Genomic DNA, 20,806 nt, shown 5'->3' with positions numbered 1-20,806 from the left:
GGATTTCCTCCTTCTTAGAGGAATCCCTTTTTTGCTTTTGGAGTCTGCCCCATTTCCCTTTTTTTCCTTTGCCGCAGCAATTCCTCCAATGCGCCGGATCCAAGAACAACACCGGAAACAATGAATAGCAAACCTAATAAATGGATGGAGGTGATGATTTCGCCCAGAAGAACAGCCGAACCTACTAACGAGAAGAACGTGCTAAAATTAATAAAAATGGATGCTTCCGCGGGTCCGATTTTTTTAATAGCTGCATTATAAAACATATGCCCCAAGGCTGTTGAAAGCAAGGCCGATGAAAAGAAGGCAATCCATAGAAGGCCTGGAGCTCCGAATAACCCTTCCACCCCTTTTGGCTCCTGCCACAAACTAATGAAAAATAAAAGAACACTTCCCATGACCAGCATATATCCGGTCAACAGTCGCGGATCCATTGATTTCGCTGCCTTGCTAATAAGAATAAAGCTAAGGGCTTGTGAAAGAATCGAAAAGAATATATGTAAGTCGCCTATCGATAAACCTGATAGCCCTCCTTCACCGGATAAGACGATAAAGGAAACCCCTGCGCTTCCAAATAGGAATCCTAGAATTTGAATCCATGTTGCCCGGTTACGCAGGATAACTGACGAAAGAATGGCTGTTAATAATGGCCCCGTTCCTAAAATGAGCGCCCCATTTGTAGCTGTTGTATTCGTAAGACCTACCGATAAGAAGAAATGATGGCCAACCACGTTGAACAAACTGCCAAAAATAATAAACTTCCATTCTTCCTTACTAGGCTTTCGAATTTTCCGTATGAAAGCCATAATGAGAAAGACTGAAATTCCCGCCGTAAAAATTCGTAAAGAAGTAATGGTTACTGGCGGAAAGTAACCTACAAGTATCTTGACAACTGGCACATTAAATCCCCAAGCCATCATAATCCCAATGAGCAAAAGATAGGTTTGAATATTTTTCAAAATGATTTCCTTCTTCCTTCACCTTCACATATTAGACCTATTTTAACATGGAAATCTTTATAAAATCATTTTATTTGAATCTAGCGAAAAAAAGCCAGTCCTCCTGATCGAGAACTGACTTCATTATTTCATACTATTTTATACTCTGCTCATGGCGCTGTTCTTTACCAGCTTTTACTTTTGGACCTTTTTTCGACTTTGGTCCCATGTTGTCGAAGCGAGCTAGGTCATAAACTGCCGCTCCCACAATCTCAGCTACATCCTGAAGCTTTTCTTTGCTGATTTTATCAATGGAATCTTCAGGTGTATGGTACCAAGGCTCAACAGGGTCGTGAATAAATAAGGCTGCTGGGATTCCTGCTTCTGCAAACGGAACATGGTCGCTGCGTCCGCCTTGACCATATGGAGTTGGCTCTCCGTTAAGTCTTTTGCTTGAAGCTTGAGCAAGCTCAGTCACTAGGTTTGGCTTCCCATCAAGAGTAAGCAAGACTAGATCTCCCGCATCCCTGCTTCCAACCATATCAAGGTTAAAGTTAGCAATCGTGCGTTCTTTTTCGTCATCTGATAGATTGTTAACAAAGTGGGTTGAGCCAATTAATCCAAGCTCTTCCGCGCCAAATGTAATAAATTTAATTTCTGTGTCTGTCGGCACGTTTTTAAATACACGTGCAAGCTCAAGTGTTGTTGCCGTTCCGGAGGCATCATCATTTGCTCCAGGTGCACCTGCAACAGAATCGTGGTGAGCCCCAACGACAATAACTTTACCGGTATCTTTTTGTTTATTTGTCGGTTTTTTCGTAGCGATTACGTTATGGGAAAGACTTTCTCCCGCTCTGGCACCCTCAACTTTCAAGCTTGTCTTCAAGTCTGCTCCTGCATTTAGCTGAGTAAGAAGTGCCTCTCCCTCTGCTTGCGTTAAAGCTACTGCCGGAACATATTTATCATTTGCTTCGCCAAGCGTTCCGTTTACTGGACCGCTCGTATTGTTAAAAATAATTACCCCTGCAGCGCCCTTTTCAGCCGCATTTAACACTTTTTCAGCGAAAGGAATATCACCGCGTTTGATGAGAGCAATTTTTCCAGTTAGATCTTTATTAGCAAGCTCCTCTTTCTTACCTAAGTCTGCATATACAAGATCACCGGAAACATTGCCGCTTACTGTGTATGTAAAGGAACTTGGGTTCAGCACTCCATCATAGCCATTTACGTTCAGTTCAATCGAACTTGGAGGTGTATATCCATAAAAAGTAAACGGCTGTAATTCAACCTCATATCCATATGACTCGAATTGCGCTTTAATATACTTCACTGCTTGATCCTCAGCTTCAGTACCAGCCACACGTGGTGTTTTTGACAAGTGTGCAATATTTTTATAAATATTTTCAGCATTAATCTTATCGATGACTTTGTGATCAAATACGTTAACTGGCTGAGCTTGTCCTACTTCATTCGGCTTCGCAAATACAGCCGGGGCGCCAACCGCACCAAAGGCTAATGTAGTTGCTAAAGCTACTGATAAAAATGGTTTTTTCATAGAATCCCTCCTAAGACATAGATTAATATAAATCTTAAACTATTCTAAATATTAGGAAAGGGAATTTATTACTACTATGTGGTGGGACAAACTGTCCATTTTATTCCAATATAGTTTTATTAAGGATAAAAGACACGGGTAATCAAGCATTACTAGCAGCTTAGTCGTAAAAATAAGCACGAAAAAAGCCAACCCATAAAGGCTGGCTCGTCCAACTTACTTTAAAACATCATGGTCAACATAGCGTTCACCATTTAATTCGCTAATCACATTAATGGCAACTTTTGCGCCGTCTCCGGCTGTGATAATCGTGTGCACGCTTACCCCTGCCGCAGTGCCAGCTGCCCATATTCCTTCAATATTCGTTTTTCCGGCTGCATCGACATCGAAAATCGTTTTTACTCTAGGCTCTGTGCCATCTTTTGTTTTTAATCCCGCTTTTTCAGCAAGATCTGTTAGAAAACCTGTTGCGATAATCACATGCTTCGATTCATATGTTTGATTATCTGTTTGAATGGCGAATCCAGCTTCTGATTTTTCAATATTTTCAACGGATCCGTTTACGATTTCGGCACCGAATTTAGCTGCCTGCTTCTTCCCAACTTCGACTAAATCTGGGCCGGAAATTTCAAGCACACCATAATGGTTCTCTAACCAAGCACGCTTCGTTACACTCTTATCATTATCAATGACTAATACCTTTTTTCCTGCTTTAGCCGCGAATAATGCCGCACTTCCTCCTGCCGGACCTGCTCCAATGACCGTAATATCATACATAATTCGTTTCCTCCTTCATGTTATTTCATAATAAAGATTAACGAACAACAGGATTTTTGTAAAATAATGTGACTCGTACAAGTTAACCCCATTTTCTATTATGACCGCAATGAAGGGCGGAACATTCTAATCCTCGTCTTTAATATCCCGATCCTCTGGAATGGGCTCATTTTCCAATTCCTTGACTAAATGTTTATATTTCTCCAGCTGTTCAAAATGTGTCTTAAACTGATCCTTGTAGATCAATACGGCTCCCTCGCTATCATGTAAGACACGTACCTTTCCTTGTAAAATTAAGTTCTCCACATATGTGACAGAGACTGATAAATATTCAGCTGTTTCTTCAATGGTTAAATACACGATTATGTCACTCCAGTAATTTTTTTGTCTTTTACTGCCTACCAAACTAGGATAAAATGTTTATGGACTGAAAATTTATATTTTCTAGTCTCTATACCATTACGAACATAACGAAATGGAAATGATTATTTTCCTCATTCTCGTATAGAACAGGAGATATACGAATCAAATGAACAAAAAGAAGCTCTTTATCCTCTATATAATGATAAGCATTGTTTGGATTTTTGGCACTAACTATCTTCTCAGTCAATTTCAGCCTTCTCCACTTATCGAAACAATCGAAAGAATGAAGGAACTGCTATATATCCTTACAACTGGCTGGCTATTTTATCATTTTATGGAAAAGACGAAAAAATTAAACAATCTCAAGGAAGAGGAAAGGCGATTATCAACTCTAATCAATTCAATGGTTGACTTCGTGAATTTCAAGGACGGAGAAGGGCGCTGGATCGAAGCCAATGAATTTGGATTAAAATTATTTCAGCTGGAGAATGTAGATTACAAAGGAAAAAAGGACTCGGAACTAGCAGAATATACAGAGTTTTACCAGGACGCGTTAATCTACTGTGAGGTATCAGATGAAGAAGCTTGGAAGAATAAAGGGATTACACGTATTGAGGAAGTCATCCCTCTTCCGAACGGTCTGCAAAAAACGTTTGACACGATTAAGGTCCCTCTCTTTCATGAAGATGGCAGCCGCAAGGGGCTAGTCATTATTGGAAGAGATATAACAGAAAGAAAGATCGTTGAAAACCTGCTAAAAAGAAGCAGGCAAAAGTACAAATCCCTATTTGAATATAACCCTGATATTGTTTATATGATCAATCTGAACGGGGTCATAACAAATGTAAACCCGCAATTTAAAGCTGTTACTGGCTATGATGATCAAAGAATAATTGGCAAAAATATTAAAGACTCGCTGCCATTCGAAGGACAAAAGGCAATCCAAAAGGCGATTTCTAATATCCTTAAAGGAGAATGTGTTCAAAAGTATGAGCTTAAGATGCCCCATATAAACGGCGAAATCATAACGTTACAATGCACGAATCTTCCCATCATCGTAAACGGGAAAATTGATGGAATTGTTGGTTATGGAAAGGATGTCACCCATATTAGGCAAACGGAGGAAAGACTAAGACGAACAGAAAAGCTGTCCGTTGTGGGTGAATTAGCTGCAAGTGTGGCACATGAAATTCGCAATCCGCTTACCTCGCTCATTGGATTTGTTCAACTGCTTCAGAAGGAGAACGAAAAAGATCATTTATATCATAAAATTATGCTAGACGAATTAAACCGAATTAATTATATAGCTGGGGAGCTGCTCCTGTTGGCTAAGCCCCAGCAGGTCCAGTTTACCCGTGCCGATATCCATCTCCTACTATTTGAGGTCATATCATTACTTCAATCGGATGCCAATTTATATAATGTCCAAATCGATTTTATTTCGGATATTCAAGAATATATGATCGATTGCGAACCGAATCAATTAAAGCAGCTTTTTATCAATATTATCAAGAATGCCATTGAGGCATCCGCAAGTAAAGGTAAAGTGGAAGTCTATTTAACATTGGAAGAGAATGGAGAAATTCTAATTACTGTAAAGGATCAAGGCTGCGGCATTTCTGAACAACGGCTGGAAAAAATCGGAGAGCCGTTCTATTCTTCTAAAGAAAAAGGAACAGGATTAGGTCTGACTGTGAGCTATAAGATTGTGCAATCTCATAATGGTTCAATCGTATTCAATAGTAAAATAAATGAAGGAACAGAGGTCCTAATCAAATTACCGATAAAGAATGATAAAAGTATGGATCAATAAGGTCAAAAAGAAGCTCTACTAATCAAGCGTTTGATTAATAGAGCTTCTTCCTTTTTAATGGATTACCCTTTGATTTCAAGCAGCTTTTGTCGTAGGTCGCTTTCCATTGTGGCCAGCTCTTGCTCTGCCAAACGGCGCTTGTTGCGTCCTTCTTCTTGGATTCTTAAAGTCTCTTCCAGTGTGGAAATTAAATTTTCCTGGGTTTTCTTCAATGTTTCAATATCAACAAGGCCGCGTTCATTTTCTCTGGCAGTCTCAATGGTGTTCGTTTTTAACATTTCAGCGTTTTTCAGCAAGAGCTCATTCGTTGTCTTAGACACTTGCTTTTGTGCCTCTACCGCATGTCGTTGCCTAATGAGCGTTAGTGCAATGGCTACTTGATTTTTCCACAACGGGATGGCTGTCATTATAGACGATTGGATCTTTTCAACTAGCGCCTGATTCGTATTTTGAATGAGACGGATTTGCGGAGCGCTCTGAATCGTGATTTCTCGGCTTAACTTCAAATCATAAAGGCGTTTATCCAGCCTGTCAGCGAACTGAATCATATCATTTACTTCTTGGAACTTCATTTGGTCGTTCGACTCTTCAGCTTTTTTCTTTAATGCTGGAATCGTTATATCATTTAATTCCTCAAGCTTAATTTCACCTGCTGCAATATAGACATTTAAGGCATGGAAATATTCCTTGTTATTCTCATACAGCCTTTCTAGCATAACTACATCTGAAAGTAGTATGTTTTTGCTGCGTTCAAGCTTCACACTAATCCTGTCAATTTGTGCGCCTGTTTTCTGGTATCTGGACAAAGTCTCTTGTATCGAGCTTGAAATTCTCCCAAACATACGTGAAAGAAAGGAAGATTTCTCCCCCTTCAAGTCGTCTGGATTCACTTCATTAAACTTCATCATTAATTCACTAATGATTTCTCCTACTTCCCCAATGTCCTTTTTTTGTACTTGTTCGAGCATCGAGTTGGAGAAGGACAATAGCTTTGACTGTGCAGGTGTCCCGTATGAGATCATCGCCTGATGATTGGTCGGATCAATCTGCTTGGCAAGCTCGTAGGCCTTTTGTCTATTTTCTTCTGGAATCACGTCAATCAGCTTAACCGGTTTTTCTTTTAACGGTTCATTTTTGCTAGTCAGCTCAAGATTTCCCCCAAATGGATTAGCTAGCAGATCATCCATTAAGTTTGTATTGCCCGTGTTTTTTAAAAGAGATGGATTTTGCTCACTCATTTTAATCTCCTGCTTTCATCGATTATTCGTGAATCCTTTATGGTTTTTATCGTATGCTTTGCGACATCAATTTCGAAGTTCAGCTGATCAATATCATCTGAGATGACTTTATATAAATCCTCTTCAACCATAGCCGTTAACTGTTCAAGGGTACGGCGTGTTTCATGAAGTGACTGGTCAAGTTCATAGGTTTTCTTGGGCTGAGCTGATAAAAACACATATTTCTCAGAAAGCTCAACAGCAGAATCTAAATGGGAAAAATAAAACTGCTCCGCTTTATAAAAACGTTTTGGCTCCTTTTTCGTTAGCCTGTATATTTTTCTCGTTGTTCGCATGAGTTCCACTCTTTGCTTCAAAGAAGGAATATGACGAATCGAGAAAAGCGCCTTATGCAAACGGGAAATTTTCCGTTTCGCATCATCGATGTTTTTCTTAATAAACTGGTATTCCTTCCTAGTCAGATGATGGCGTTTTAAGAACCTTTGCTTCTGTATCATGCCTGTCATTAAATAAGCAAGAGCTCCCGCCCCAAAGCCAATGGCACCTGAGAGCCAGAAGGTTTGGTTAAAGGCAAAATAGCTTAGCAGCCATACACTGGACGATGTTGGAAGAGCAATTAACATTCGTAATAGAAATGCTAAAAATGGATTCATATTTAATCGACTCCTGACTTAAAATCCTTAATATATATACGTATGAAACAAATGTTGGTTTCAGCTATAAAATATTTCCTTCTCTTCTTAAAGATACAGGATTTTTTCACTTTCATCTATAGACCTTGACCGTAAATAATTCTAGGACTTGAGACGTAGGTACTGATTAATGAGTTAGGACAAAAAAGCCCGCCGATTGGCGAGCGTGAGAACAATTATTTTATTGATTGTTTAATCGCTTGCTCAAAGGCTGCAATAATATCTTCCGGATGTTCGATTCCAACTGAAATCCGGACGACCTCTCTCGTAATCCCTAGCGCTTCACTAGCTTCAGGCGGTAAGGCACGGTGAGAGGTTAGTAATGGATGAGAAACGGTTGTCTCCACTCCGGCAAGGGTCGGAACTAATTTTACCCATGAAAGGGATTTAAAGAATTGATTGACATCTATACTTTTTGAAAGCTCAATCGTAACCATTGCACCAAAACCGGTCTCTGCTTCATTGAAAGGATAATACACCTTAGAAATATTTGTATTCCCCTGTAGAGCCTCAGCTAGTTTTCTTGCATTAGTGGATTGGGTTCTCATGCGAAGGGCCAATGTTTTCAGCCCGCGGCATGTAAGCCAAGCTTCAAATGGACTTACATTTGCGCCAAGATTTACAACTTTCGCTCTCGCCTTTTCTACTAAATCGGCTCGTCCGACAACGACTCCAGCCGTAACATCACTATGGCCGCCAATATATTTTGTTGCACTATGAACGACTAAATCTGCACCAAGCTTAAATGGGCTGCATTGTAAAGGTGTGGCAAATGTGTTATCAACAAGCACAGCTAATTGATGTTTTTTAGCGAAATCAACGACACCTTCAATATCCTCCACTCTTAAAAGCGGATTGGTGATCGATTCTGTGTATAATAGCTTTGTGTTTGGCTGAATAGCCTGTTCCACATTCTGAAGATTGGAGAAGGACACAAATGTTGTCTCAATCCCCAGTTGACTTAATTCTCCTTTCAATAGGTGGAAGCTGCCCCCATAAACATCTTCCGCAGCAATGATATGATCACCGCTTTTGAGCACAGCAAGAACCGCTGCCAATATCGCTGAAAGGCCTGATGATGTGGCCACTCCTGCAGGGGCGCCTTCGAGTGCTGCAACCGCCTGACCAAGTTCATCGGTATTTGGATTGCCAACACGAGAATATAAGTAATTCCCTTCCCCTTGGTAAAACCTTTCCATATCATCTAAATCTTCAAATGCAAACGCAGACGTTTGATAAATGGGTGTTACCTTACTTTTTATCGGTTTCGTTGGTTTTTCTGTACCGTGCAAAACTAATGTTTCAAATCTCTTTTCCAAAACAAGCACCTTCTTTGTAAAATTAAATTGCTTTAATAAAAGTTTGATTAATTGAATTTTATCAATATTTAACCTTAAATCCAATTAATATTCTTATATGATTCATCAATTAACTAGGATTTAATTCATTTTGACTAAAGACCGTTTTTTGTGAGATCAAATATTAAACCCTTACTTTAAAAGTTCTATGGTACTTGTTTTGGCGCTGCTCTTCCTAAAACTCGCGCCATGAATGATCTATAGCGCTCGTTTTCGCGTTGCTCTATCTAAAACGCTTACTATGAAGGCTCTATAGTGCTTGTTTTCCTGTTGCTCTTCCTAAAACGCTTACTATGAAGGTTCTATAGCGCTCGTTTTCGCGCTGCTCTATCTAAAACGCTTACTATGAAGGCTCTATAGTGCTTGTTTTCCTGTTGCCCTACCTAAAACACTCACCATGAACAAGCCTAGTCTATTGAATAACGATATATCAAAAATCTTTCATTTGGATTATGCACAGATTCTGGTAATAATAATTCCTGCTTCAATTCCAAGACCGTTTGATTTTCCAAAAAATAAAAATAATCCTCTGATGGATAATATAATATTAGCTCGATGTCACGTTTATATTTTTCCACAGACAACAGGATATTATTGATAACCCTCATAAAGATTTGGATTGAAAACGGATTGAAAAAATAAAACCGATTGTCAGCGGGATCAATTTCGTATTCTTCAGCTAAACAGCAATGAAAATGAATATCATCTTTTCTATTTCTAAATTTCTTTACATACCTCTGCCTATTTTCAAGCGCTTCTTCATAATATCCTTCATTCATCTCCACCCCAACCGCTGTAGATTGGAATAAATAATTTGTAAAAAAGTTTAATCTTCCTTTACCACAGCCAAAATCAACAAGCCTATCCGTGCTTTTCAATTCATATTGGTTAAATAATAGGTCAAGTGCACTGTATGGAGTTGACTCATATCGATGATAGTGAAGGGATTGATTGAAGCCCTTTTGATCCCCGCCTGTCCTAATATTTAATAATGCGTCAAAAGTACGTTCCAACATGATAAATCTCCTGCCTAATCAAAAAAATAGAAGCTGACTTCAAATCAGAAATCAGCTTCTTTATTATACTATTTACCTACTAATTGATATACAGAAGCGCCCACTAAATCCCCCGCCTCTTTCAATCGTTCCGCACTAACATATTCAATTTTGTCCTCAGGTGTATGGTAGTACGGCTCAAGATTAGCTGTACCCGGCTCACGGCGAATGAAGTTCACAGCTGGAATTCCTGCATCGTGGAAGGATACGTGATCGGAAGCTCCGCGCTGATAGAGAACTAATTCAGATGGTGTTCCAAGTCTTTTCGCTGTCGCCAGCGCTGTTTCAGATACGATGTTTGCCTTGCCATCAACGGTATTCATAAAGATGGCCGTTGCATTTTCCCAGGAAGTTCCGACCATATCCATATTGAAATTCGCAAGGCTCCGATCTAACTCATTCTGACTTAGCTGACTTACATAATAGGCAGAACCAACAAGGCCAATTTCTTCAGCCCCCACAAAAACAAATCTCAATTCTTTTTCAATCGGATAACTTTTTAACACTCTAGCAAGCTCTAAAGCAGTAGCCGTACCAGATGCATTGTCACTGGCACCCGGTGCAAATGGAACACTATCAAAATGGGCAGACACGTGTACAATGTCGTGGTTTTTTCCTTTTTGAGGCGTTCTAGTCGCAATGATATTTTGTGACTTTGCATTGGCAATCCGTTTTACTTTTAATGTCACCGTTTTGTTTTGTGCAAAGATATCTTGAAGCAGCGCTTCGCCGCTTGCTTTTGAAATTCCTCCAACAGGAATGGTCGTATCTCCACCGATGGAAGGATTCAATGGTCCAGGGGAATCCACATTATTATAAATCAGCACGCCAATCGCTCCAGCAGCTATAGCATTATCGATTTTTTCTTTAAATGTGATGTCGCCTCTTGAGATTAGAGCAATCTTTCCCGCTGCCTCCTGTGTAAAATCAGTTAATTTCCCTAACCCAGCATCATAAAGCTTTGCAGTGATCCCTGCTTCAGAAGTATCTCCTGAACCGGCTGGGATACTAACCATGACTTCATTTTGATCACTAGTCTGTAAATGCCCTGTCATTTTATCAGGGATGCTGAATTCTTGTGTCGTTACTTCATATCCATATGAAACCAAACGATCCTTAATAAACTTGGCGGCTCGCTGCTCCCCTTCTGTACCTGTTACGCGCGGGCCAATCGTTTCAGATAAATAATAGACATCTTCATACATGCGCTCTGCACTAACTCTAGCAATTACCTTTTGATCAAATGCCTTTTCACTTGGATGAACAACATGATTTGGTGCAGCCTCTGCTGTATAGGCGGGATTCATAGGAGCAAGATACAAACCTGACGTGACTAGAATGGTAGAAAACAAAATGGAAGTGCTTTTTTTCAAAACGAAAACCTCCTAGGTTGTGATTTCACAAAAGGAATTCGCTTTTATTTCATGCAAACCTTTTCAAAAACGAAAAACGAAACTTTCAACCTAGCTTTTTTTCAATTTATTAGGTATTTTAGAATAAACCATATTACTGGAAATAAGTCTTATGACCATGAATAATTTGAAGGGCGTCTTTGCCTATTTTTCAACAAAAATAACCCAAAGCATATGCTCTGGGCTATTTCTTAAAGCTATTTTTCCTACTTCACTGTTTCAGGCACCGCCTGAACCTCAATAATATCTTTGCGACGCTGTTTCCTAACTGCTCCAATACTCAGCGCTTTGACCGAAAATAAACGGTAAACGGCTGGTATAAGAAGTAATGTAATAAAAGTCGCGAACATTAAGCCGAAGATAATCACGGTGGCCATTGGCGCCTGATAATTGCCCGATGTGCCTGAGGCAAGCGCTAATGGAAGCATCGCGCCAGCAGTTGTTAAGGTTGTCATGAATATTGGACGAATACGGTTTTTGCCTGCTTCAAGAAGCGCCTCTTCAACAGAGAAACCTTCATTGCGAAGCTGTTTTGTACGGTCAATTAACAGAATCGCGTTGTTTAAGACGATGCCAATTAACATGATGACACCCATTCCTGACATAAGATTTAGCTCCATTTGAGTGATGAATAAACCTAGAATGGCGCCTACAATCGTCATTGGAATCACTGACATGACAATGAGCGGGTGGCCTAAATGATTGAACTGAACCGCCATAACTAGATAGACTAAGAAAAGAGCAATTCCTATGACAAAGACCATTTCCATCATTAATTCCTGCTGTTGCTCCAAGTCTCCAGCAACTGACACGGATAAACCTGCTGGGGCTTTGAAATCCTCGATTAATTTCTGGACATTTCTATTGATCGCCCCAAGGTCTTTTCCTTCAATATCGGCAGAAATGGAGACAAACCGTTCCCCTTCTGAGTGGGAAATCTCATTTGGCGTATCTACGCTTTTCAATTCAATGAAAGCAGATAATTTTTTCTCTCCTTCTACGGTTGGAATCTTCATTTCCAGCAAATCCTTTTTCGTTGCGGTCTTTTGATCCCATTTTACAAATAAAGGCATCTTCTCTTCGTTAATCGACATTTCTCCAATAGGCATTTGTAAAAACGACTGCTCAATGAATTGTTTAATTTGAAGTTGGGAAAGCCCAGCCTTTTCAATTTCATTCGTTTTAAGGACAATGACTTCCTCTTGGGACATCCGCTCCATTGATGTTCTTACGCCAACAATGCCATCAATCTTTTGCATCTCTTCCTTAAAGTCGCCGGCTGTTGCTTTCAGCTGCCCAATGTCTTCACCTTTTATTTTCACTTGAACAGGTAATCCGCCGCTGCCTGACAACGAACTTTGGATGCTTTCAATTGGATACGAATCCTGCATCTCCCGCAATGTTTTCAAGATCTCTTCATTTACTTCCTTTTGTTCCTTTTGAATCTCATCGCCTTTTGTCATATTGATGATACTGTACAGCATTCCGCCATTATCAAGTACATAACTCGATTCTACATCCTCGATGGCACTCAGTTTTTCATTCATCGTTTGAACGATGTCGGCTTTATCTTGATTGGTAACACCTGGTTCTAAATCAACCATCAGCTCCGAATATCGGTTAAACATATCAGGCATGATCGTCATTGGGATCTTTGTTACTAGCAATAATGATCCTGCAAACATTAGGAAAAAGAGAGTAATGACACCTAGACTGCGGCGCTTTTTCTTGATAGTCCAGGAAACAGCCTGGCTATACCCCTGCATAAACATGCCTTCTTTCGCTGCTCCCTTTGTCTTTTTAAGCTTCATAAACTTATCGGATAATGAAGGAATTAATGTAAAGGCTACAATCATGGAGCTGATTAGTGTAATGGCAACAACTACTGAAAGCATGATCATAAATTGACCCATTTCGCCGCCCATCATTCCAATTGGTAGGAATACGACAATGGTCGTAAGAACCGATGCAATTACGGCCGAAGCAACTTCCTTTGTTCCCTCTATAACCGCATCAAACTTGTTCAAACCTAGTTCTTTCTTTCGATAAATGGATTCTAGAATAACGATGGATGAATCAACCATCATCCCAATGCCCAATCCAAGTCCAATTAAGGTCAAAATATTAAAGCTATAATCAAACATCCACATCGCTGCAAAGGTTAATAATACACTTGTTGGGATGGAAATTCCGATAATGATCGTAGCCCTCAGATTTCTAAGGAAAATGAGAAGAATGACTGCAGAAATGAGCCCGCCAATTAGAATATTGTCTTTTACCCCATCAATCGATTCCTGCACATAGTCTGCCTGTGCAACCATTTCATTTAATTGAAATCCTGTAACTAAACCTTCCTCGTGAATTTTTTGAATTTCTGCCCGAACTGCTTTTGCCATCTCAATTTGCGTTACATCTGCGGCCCTGCCAATCTGGATAAAAATAAGATCCTTCGTTCCATTTTTCCAAACAAGTGAGGAACTCTCCTTAGGCTGCAGAGAAATAGTTGCGACTTTGCTTAGCTCGATAAATCCCGATTGAGTCGGAATTTTTATCCCTTTTACATCCTCAATATTTTCTAATTTTGTGCTCCAGCGTAAAGAAGGTGAATCCTTTTCATTACTAAGTTCGCCCAAAGTGGCTTCATTATTGGACATTTGGATGGCACCGATTACCTGGCCTGCATCTAAACCATGCTTCAGCATTTCTGCACGATTAAATTCAATTGTCACTTCATGCTCCAGAATTCCGGAAAGCATGACGTCACGCACCTCTGGAAGCTCCTCTAATCTTGGCTCCAATACGGTCTTTGCAAATGCAGTCATATCGTTCATGCTGCCATTCGAAATATCCATGAAGAATTCATAGCTCTGACTTGCGCCGTACCGGCCTGCCTCCATTTCCTTGATTGCTGGATTTTCGGACTTCGCAGCGTTAACAAGTGACTCTACTTCCTTAAATACCTCATCCCCTCGACCCCGCTCAAAGGTCATCTGCAGGGAGCTCCTGCCAATCATTGTTGTCGATTGAATTCCTTCGACACCGTCAATTCCTTTTAATTTCTGTTCTAATGGAGTCGTAATCGTTCTTTCTACTTCAATCGCAGCCATTTCACCTGCACTAATCTCAACATAGGCACCGTCCATTTTGATGGCTGGCATTAATTCCTTATCTAATTCGAATAACGAGTAGCTTCCAATGGCTAAAACCAACACCGACATTAAAGCAATTAACAATTTCCTTTGCACAATAAATTTCAATAATTTCATGCCTTTTCTCCTCACTCTCTCCTTTACCTATAGGGTTAAAATGGATCTGGAGATTTTAACACAATTAGGTAAAAGTTTACATTTCATTCTTTTACCATCTTACCTACATTTCCACCCTTTCATAACGAGCCATAGACAGATATTTATCTAAGTCTACAGTCTTAGAGGTGTAGTTTCGCTTTCTCATACCCTATCGGTTTATACACTTCCATAAATAAATGAACTACGTGTCATTATTATAAATGACACATAGTTCATTTTACAATACCCATTTTGGGATTTTTTTCTTGTTTTTTAGTCAAAAAAAAGAGCCTCGAATAACTCGAGTGCTCACAGCAATATTTCAAATAGGGACTTTGACCTTCTATATTATGCTTATTTCCGCTCACTTCTATGAACAGCTCCGTCTTTCGGACCTAGCCAGAAAGCAGCCGCTATAGCCAAAGCCACCACAATAAATGGTGCATAAAAAATAAAAAAGTTCTCCATATTCACGAATCCTCCTTCTTGACTCTTCCTCTAACATAATTTTTATCAAATAAAAAAAGTCTTAATAGAAGCCATAAGGATGGAACGAGTAAACAAAGCCCAGCAATAAATGCAACGATTAGCGAAATCGCCATCGCTTCATTTGTAAAACTGTCATAAATAGTTAAGTATGGATACAGAAGATATGGATAATGAGATATTCCGTATGCAAAAAAAGCCAAGGTAAATTGTCCTGCTAATAATCCGAAGGCAAGGCCATATTTCTTCCGCTTCCAAATGAGCCACACCGTTCCGAGAAATAGGATAAATGACAGTCCAAGCAGCCACCAAACATCCAGCATTCGTGCATAATGCTCAGCATTATGGATCCGCAGTTCTACAATAATTCCGGCTGCTGTAATCATTAATGGAGCTGCCCAAATTAATGCATACTTTCTTAATAATTCAGTTGCATTCTGATCCTGCGCTTTATTCGCATACCATGTTAAAAAGACAGCAGATATATAAAGAACAGCTGCTAAACTAAGCACAACAATGCTCCATGTAAGGGGGCTAGTAAACAGCGCCCAGTAATCGAGCACAGGATGGTCATTGACCAGTGTAACGAAGCCGCCTTCTGAAATAGTAAGCACAATGGAAAGGGATGCTGGAATAAACAAGCCCGATAAGCCGTACATAAAGGTATATCCCATATGGCCCCTTGACCCATATGTCTCAAAAGCATAATAGGATCCTCGAATCGCAATCAAAATAATGGAAATACTCGCTGGAACAAGCAGAATCGTGCCGTAGTAAAAAGCGGTTTTTGGAAAAAATCCAACCATGCCAACAAAGAAGAAGACTAGAAACACATTTGTGACTTCCCAAACTGGCGATAAATATCGTTGAATGATATTTGTTAAAATATGCTTGCGTCCTGTATATAAGCTATATGCGTTAAATACACCAGCACCAAAGTCAATAGAAGCAACGAGCACATACCCAAACAGAAATAGCCAAAGAACCGAAATTCCAATTACCTCAAGTGTCACGAATGCTCACCACCCATCTCTGTATGCCGATCATCCAGCTCTTTTTCCACTGGATTTCTTCTAAACATTCTCGATAACACAACAATGCTTCCAATCCCTAGAATCAGGTATAAACCAGCGAATAACAGAAGCATAAGGTCCACTTGACCACTAGTTGTCGCGGCGTCCTCTGTTCTCAAAATTCCTCGCAAAATCCATGGTTGTCTGCCTACCTCAGCAAACCACCAGCCTGCTTCTATCGCAATTATAGAAAGCGTCCCTCCTGCCACAATAAAGCCTCGGAACCATTGTCTTCGTACAAAAGGCCAGCCCTTCCATGTTCCAATAACATATACAGCTGATAGTACCGTCAGCCATACTCCTATAGATACCATAATGTCAAATAAATAGTGAATATAAAGGGGAGGAATTTCGTCCTCTGGAAATTGATCTAATCCGATCACTTCAGCAGATAAACTACTATGTGCCAGTATACTTAGTGCAAAGGGAATTTTAATGGCATACCTTACCTCTCCATCTTCTAGAACTCCGAATAAATATAGCGGAGCGTTTTCTTCTGTTTCTAAATGCCATTCAGCTGCCGCTAATTTCTCCGGCTGGTACTCAGCTAAATATTTGCCGGAGAAATCACCAATAACTGCGGATGCAATGGAGAATATGAGGCTTAGCTTCATCGTTAAATAAAGCGCCTTTTTGTGATAGATATGGCTTGATCCTTTCAGCAACCGGAATGCAGCTATCGCAGCTAGAACAAAAGCTGAAGTCATGTAAGCAGTTGCCAAAACGTGGGCAACCTTTGTTGGCATTGCAGGATTAAACATCGCAATCAGCGGATTAATATTGATCAGCTGACCACCAACGATGTCAAACCCTTGCGGAGCATTCATAAACGCATTCACAATCGTGATAAAAACAGCTGAAAAGGACGCTCCGACAGCAACTGGTATTAATAACAGCAAATGCTTCTTCTGATTTTCGAATCGATCCCAAGTATACAAATAGATCCCTAAAAAGATGGCCTCAAAGAAAAACGCAAATGTTTCCATAAATAAAGGCAGAGCAATCACATTTCCTGCTAACTCCATAAAGTTTGGCCATAAAAGAGAAAGCTGCAAGCCAATCGCAGTTCCAGTTACAACCCCAACTGCAACTGTAATGACAAATCCTCTAGCCCACCTTCTTGCCAGTAAAATATAATGTTCATCATTTTTCTTAATTCCAATCCACTGGGCAATCATAATCATGAGCGGAATTCCTACACCAATTGTGGCGTAAATAATATGAAACGATAATGTCAGCTCTGTAAGTACCCGGCTAAAAAATACAGCCTCCTCTTTTCCCATTTCCTAATCGCCTCCTTAACTGCCAAAGACTCTTCCTAATAGTGATAGCAGCATGATCCCAGCAACTGAAAAAACTACCCACACCAATATTCTTTCTTGCTTTTTATACATGATCATCACTCCTTACCCTTATCTTGCATACAGACCCCTCTGAAAACTCGACATCTTTCCAATGCATTCATAATATTAATGTGGCAAACGATAACATTTATGGAATAATTGCTCCAATTATAAGATTCCCTTTCATAACCATGTATAAAACAATTGAACGAAAAATAAATAAGCCCCCACTGTTTGTGGAGGCTTCCATGTTACTGTTATTTCCTTTTTCGCCAGGAGTATGCACCTAATTGAGCAAATACTCCTAACCCAATTCCCATAAACACCCACATAAATAAAGAGATAAGTCCTGCTAAATCTCCCCATCCTGAAGAGTCACTAAAGAAAAGGCGATACATTTCAATAAATCCAATGATGAGACCAGCTAGAAAGAAGATTAAAGCTATTTTGAAACCAAAGCGCACTAATAATAATGCAATCAGTCCAACCGCCAACGAAAACCCTAAATAAGCAGCCAGGTTTTTAACATTTAATTTTGAATCCAAAACTTGGATAACCCCAGCTATAAGTAAAATGAAAGAAATAACCGATACGAATAATCCAATCTTCCAGTAATATTCTTTTTGAGCTTTGAACATTTGAATCTCTCCATCACTTTTCATTGTTACTCTTATTTTACCATCAATTATCAAACAAAACAGGCCTGCCCCATCAGAGACAGACCCTTCCATTCAAAACGTGTTTGAATTATTTTTTGTTTTTCTTCTTTGTCAATCTTCCTAATAAGAATGCTCCAGCTGCCACACCAATTACGGTGTTCGTTTTCTTCGTAAATACTTGCTTCGCAACTAAGTTTAGGTTTTGCGGTCTTTCTGCAAGGCGACGCATGAAGTATCCATACCAGTCTTTGCCGAATGGCACATACGTACAGAAGTTATACCCCTCTTTTGCCAGCTGTAATTGCATATCTTTTCTAAAGCCATAAAGCATTTGGAATTCAAATTTATCATTTGGAATTTCATTCTTTTTAACGAATTCCTTCACATGATTGATAATATTATGGTCATGTGTAGCAATGGAGGTAAACTTTCCATTTAATAAATGATATTCGATTAGCTTAATAAAGTTTCTATCGATATCCTTTTTATCTTGATATGCAACTTGCTCAGTCTCTTTATAAGCACCTTTCACAATACGAAGGCGGTAGTTTTTATACATTTGAATATCTTCTTCTGCACGGAAGAAATAAGCTTGGATAACCGTTCCAATATTATTATATTCCTTAGAAAGTTCATCCAATAAGTCGAATGATGGCTGAAGATGCCCATAATCCTCCATATCAAAGTTGATATGCATATCATACTTACTCGCTAAGTCGACAATTTCTCTTAAATTGCTTAAGCAAAAGTGATAATCAATATCTAAGCCTAATTGTGTTGGCTTTAATGAAATATGAGCATCTACTTGGTTCTCATGAATCGCTTCGATTACCTTTAGAATCTGTTCCTTCGCTTCTGTTGCTTCTTCCTCTTTAAATACAAATTCACCTAAGTTATCTACTGTACACGAGATTCCGTGGGCATTGAGTTCTTTAATACTTTTGATCGTTTCTTCAATATTTGTACCCGCTACAACACTTTGCGCTCCCATTTTTAAACCATACTTTTTAGCAGCACTATTAAGAAATTGGTTTTGGGATAGGCCCATAAATATATCTTTTAACATAGTGATTGCTCCTCGCAGTTATTTTTATGAAATAATTATATCATATCTTGTCGAAAATAATCTTCACTAATCTAATTGAAACTTTTAAGTTTTTCTCCTTTTTTTCGAAACTAAAGCAAATCGCTAAGAAGATGATTTTAGTATGCCCTTTTTCGCATTTCTAACTTCAATTTCACATTTCCCTTTTAGACTTATTTCACAAATAGGCCAGTTTCCTGCATAAGCATGCGGGAACTGACCCTCATGATCATATATTATTTTTCCGTTATATATAAAGAATCTTGTTCGAAAATATTCTTATAAGGCTATAGACATTTCACTTGAAAAAATATAAAATTTGAAATTAAAATGCGAACATTTACAATAGTATTATAGCTAATTTTCAATTATTTCATTTTATGATAGAAAAGGTGAATCACATGGAATATTCAAATCGCTTAAAAAAACTGCCTGTCCAATTTTTTGCTACCTTAGTTGAAAAAGTGAGCAAGGCTATGGCAGAGGGCCGGGACATTATTAATTTAGGACAAGGAAATCCCGATCAGCCAACACCTCCTCATATCGTTAAGGCACTGCAATCAGCTACTGAGGATCCAAGAACGCATAAATACTCTCCATTCCGCGGAATTCAAGAATTAAAAAGTGCTGCCGCTGAATTTTATTTGAAACAATATGGTGTTGAAATTGACCCATCGACTGAAGTAGCGATTCTGTTTGGAACGAAGACGGGATTAGTCGAGCTGCCTATGTGCTTATTAAATGAGGGCGATTTGATGCTGCTTCCTGATCCGGGCTATCCAGATTATTTATCTGGAGTTGTCTTGGCTAATGTTCAATATGAGACTTTTCCATTAAAAGCAGAAAATAAATTTTTGCCTGATTTTAACGCAATTCCGAACGAGCAAAGAGAAGCGGCTAAGCTTATGTATTTGAACTACCCTAATAATCCAACAGGCGCAACGGCTGACCGAGCTTTTTTTGAAGAAACCGCTGCATTTGCGAAAGAACATGGTATTACGATTCTGCACGATTTTGCCTATGGAGCGATTGGATTTGACGGCAAAAAACCAACGAGCTTCCTAGAAGTTGAAGGTGCTAAAGAAATTGGTGTAGAAATGTATACTTTATCCAAAACGTATAATATGGCAGGCTGGCGTGTTGGTTTCGCAGTCGGCAATCCGAAAATTATTGAAGCACTTAATCTGATTCAAGATCATTTATACTGCAGCCTCTTTCCAGCGGTACAAATGGCAGCTGCTGCAGCCTTAACAGAGGATCAGAGCTGTGTCGACGAGCTTGTTGCTCGCTATGAAAACCGCCGGAATGTACTAATTAAGGAATGCAGAAAAATTGGCTGGAAAGCAGAAGCACCGAGCGGTTCCTTCTTTGCGTGGCTCCCTGTCCCTGCTGGGTTTACAAGTGAATCGTTTGCTGATTATTTGCTTGAAAAGGCAGATGTCGCCGTAGCCGCTGGAAAAGGCTTTGGCGAATACGGAGAAGGCTATGTCCGGGTTGGGTTATTAGTTGACGAAGAGGTGCTTGTAAAGGCTGTAGAGCGGATTGGGAAACTGAACCTTTTCTAATTGAATAACGTTTTGAAAAGAGGCTGGGACAAAACCCTCCTCTGAAATGAAAAAGCCTGTGAAATTTTACGACAAGTAAAATTTCACAGGCTTTGATTATTTTTAAAT

The 20,806-nt window shown here is 39.4% G+C and carries 17 protein-coding genes; 2 read left to right on the top strand and 15 right to left on the bottom strand.

Annotated elements, in window-relative coordinates:
• Window positions 1–14: 14 nt before the first annotated feature.
• The 4 genes from AR328_RS12180 to AR328_RS12165 form a co-directional block, all read right to left on the bottom strand.
• A complete protein-coding gene (locus AR328_RS12180) occupies window positions 15–959 on the bottom strand; it encodes a DMT family transporter (RefSeq protein ID WP_066295277.1) in 945 nt (314 codons plus the stop codon).
• Between the two features lie 133 nt (window positions 960–1,092).
• Window positions 1,093–2,493 carry a M28 family peptidase gene (locus AR328_RS12175; protein WP_066295276.1) on the bottom strand — a complete coding sequence of 467 codons (1,401 nt, stop codon included), beginning with the start codon at window positions 2,491–2,493 and terminating at the stop codon, window positions 1,093–1,095.
• Window positions 2,494–2,709: 216 nt separating this feature from the next.
• Complete coding sequence (locus tag AR328_RS12170; protein ID WP_066295275.1) at window positions 2,710–3,270, bottom strand: FAD-dependent oxidoreductase; 561 nt, start codon at window positions 3,268–3,270, stop codon at window positions 2,710–2,712.
• A 126-nt stretch (window positions 3,271–3,396) separates the two neighbouring features.
• Window positions 3,397–3,630 (bottom strand): excisionase family DNA-binding protein, encoded by a 234-nt coding sequence (locus AR328_RS12165; protein ID WP_066295274.1) that lies wholly within the window; start codon window positions 3,628–3,630, stop codon window positions 3,397–3,399.
• A gap of 169 nt (window positions 3,631–3,799) precedes the next feature.
• Between AR328_RS12165 and AR328_RS12160 the strand changes: the two genes are divergently transcribed.
• Complete coding sequence (locus AR328_RS12160; protein ID WP_066295273.1) at window positions 3,800–5,446, top strand: PAS domain-containing sensor histidine kinase; 1,647 nt, start codon at window positions 3,800–3,802, stop codon at window positions 5,444–5,446.
• 62 nt (window positions 5,447–5,508) lie between these two features.
• On the opposite strand, the gene AR328_RS12155 is transcribed toward AR328_RS12160, so the two are convergent.
• From AR328_RS12155 to AR328_RS12110, 11 genes are all read right to left on the bottom strand, one after another.
• Window positions 5,509–6,684 carry a toxic anion resistance protein gene (locus tag AR328_RS12155; RefSeq protein ID WP_066295272.1) on the bottom strand — a complete coding sequence of 392 codons (1,176 nt, stop codon included), beginning with the start codon at window positions 6,682–6,684 and terminating at the stop codon, window positions 5,509–5,511.
• Window positions 6,681–7,337 carry a 5-bromo-4-chloroindolyl phosphate hydrolysis family protein gene (locus AR328_RS12150; RefSeq protein WP_066295271.1) on the bottom strand — a complete coding sequence of 219 codons (657 nt, stop codon included), beginning with the start codon at window positions 7,335–7,337 and terminating at the stop codon, window positions 6,681–6,683. Before AR328_RS12150 ends, AR328_RS12155 begins: the two co-directional genes overlap by 4 nt.
• Before the next feature lie 215 nt (window positions 7,338–7,552).
• Window positions 7,553–8,695 carry a trans-sulfuration enzyme family protein gene (locus AR328_RS12145; RefSeq protein ID WP_066295867.1) on the bottom strand — a complete coding sequence of 381 codons (1,143 nt, stop codon included), beginning with the start codon at window positions 8,693–8,695 and terminating at the stop codon, window positions 7,553–7,555.
• Window positions 8,696–9,141: 446 nt separating this feature from the next.
• On the bottom strand, window positions 9,142–9,750 hold the full coding sequence (locus tag AR328_RS12140; RefSeq protein WP_066295270.1) for a methyltransferase: 609 nt from the start codon (window positions 9,748–9,750) through the stop codon (window positions 9,142–9,144).
• A gap of 68 nt (window positions 9,751–9,818) precedes the next feature.
• Window positions 9,819–11,162 carry a M20/M25/M40 family metallo-hydrolase gene (locus AR328_RS12135; RefSeq protein ID WP_066295269.1) on the bottom strand — a complete coding sequence of 448 codons (1,344 nt, stop codon included), beginning with the start codon at window positions 11,160–11,162 and terminating at the stop codon, window positions 9,819–9,821.
• Window positions 11,163–11,407: 245 nt separating this feature from the next.
• Window positions 11,408–14,467, bottom strand: a complete 3,060-nt coding sequence (locus AR328_RS12130) for an efflux RND transporter permease subunit (RefSeq protein ID WP_066295268.1) — start codon at window positions 14,465–14,467, stop codon at window positions 11,408–11,410.
• A gap of 375 nt (window positions 14,468–14,842) precedes the next feature.
• Window positions 14,843–14,956, bottom strand: coding sequence for a cytochrome bd oxidase small subunit CydS (gene cydS / locus AR328_RS23485; RefSeq protein ID WP_442854447.1), 114 nt, complete (start codon window positions 14,954–14,956; stop codon window positions 14,843–14,845).
• 2 nt (window positions 14,957–14,958) lie between these two features.
• Window positions 14,959–15,987 carry a cytochrome d ubiquinol oxidase subunit II gene (locus tag AR328_RS12125; protein ID WP_066295267.1) on the bottom strand — a complete coding sequence of 343 codons (1,029 nt, stop codon included), beginning with the start codon at window positions 15,985–15,987 and terminating at the stop codon, window positions 14,959–14,961.
• Window positions 15,984–17,330, bottom strand: coding sequence for a cytochrome ubiquinol oxidase subunit I (locus tag AR328_RS12120; RefSeq protein ID WP_066295266.1), 1,347 nt, complete (start codon window positions 17,328–17,330; stop codon window positions 15,984–15,986). The genes AR328_RS12125 and AR328_RS12120 overlap by 4 nt, the downstream gene beginning before the upstream one ends.
• Window positions 17,331–17,647: 317 nt before the next feature.
• Window positions 17,648–18,028 carry a hypothetical protein gene (locus AR328_RS12115; RefSeq protein WP_156422688.1) on the bottom strand — a complete coding sequence of 127 codons (381 nt, stop codon included), beginning with the start codon at window positions 18,026–18,028 and terminating at the stop codon, window positions 17,648–17,650.
• Between the two features lie 109 nt (window positions 18,029–18,137).
• Window positions 18,138–19,115 (bottom strand): proline dehydrogenase family protein, encoded by a 978-nt coding sequence (locus AR328_RS12110; protein ID WP_066295264.1) that lies wholly within the window; start codon window positions 19,113–19,115, stop codon window positions 18,138–18,140.
• 419 nt (window positions 19,116–19,534) lie between these two features.
• Here AR328_RS12110 and AR328_RS12105 point away from each other — a divergent pair, with 419 nt between their 5' ends.
• Entirely contained in the window at window positions 19,535–20,698 is a 1,164-nt protein-coding gene (locus tag AR328_RS12105) for a pyridoxal phosphate-dependent aminotransferase (RefSeq protein WP_066295263.1), read from the top strand.
• Window positions 20,699–20,806: the final 108 nt, after the last annotated feature.

This window comes from Bacillus sp. FJAT-29937, from assembly GCF_001509555.1.
Taxonomy (GTDB): domain Bacteria; phylum Bacillota; class Bacilli; order Bacillales; family Cytobacillaceae; genus Cytobacillus.
The sequence above is the reverse complement of the archived record's forward strand: the minus strand, read 5'-3'. Positions and strand labels throughout refer to the sequence as shown.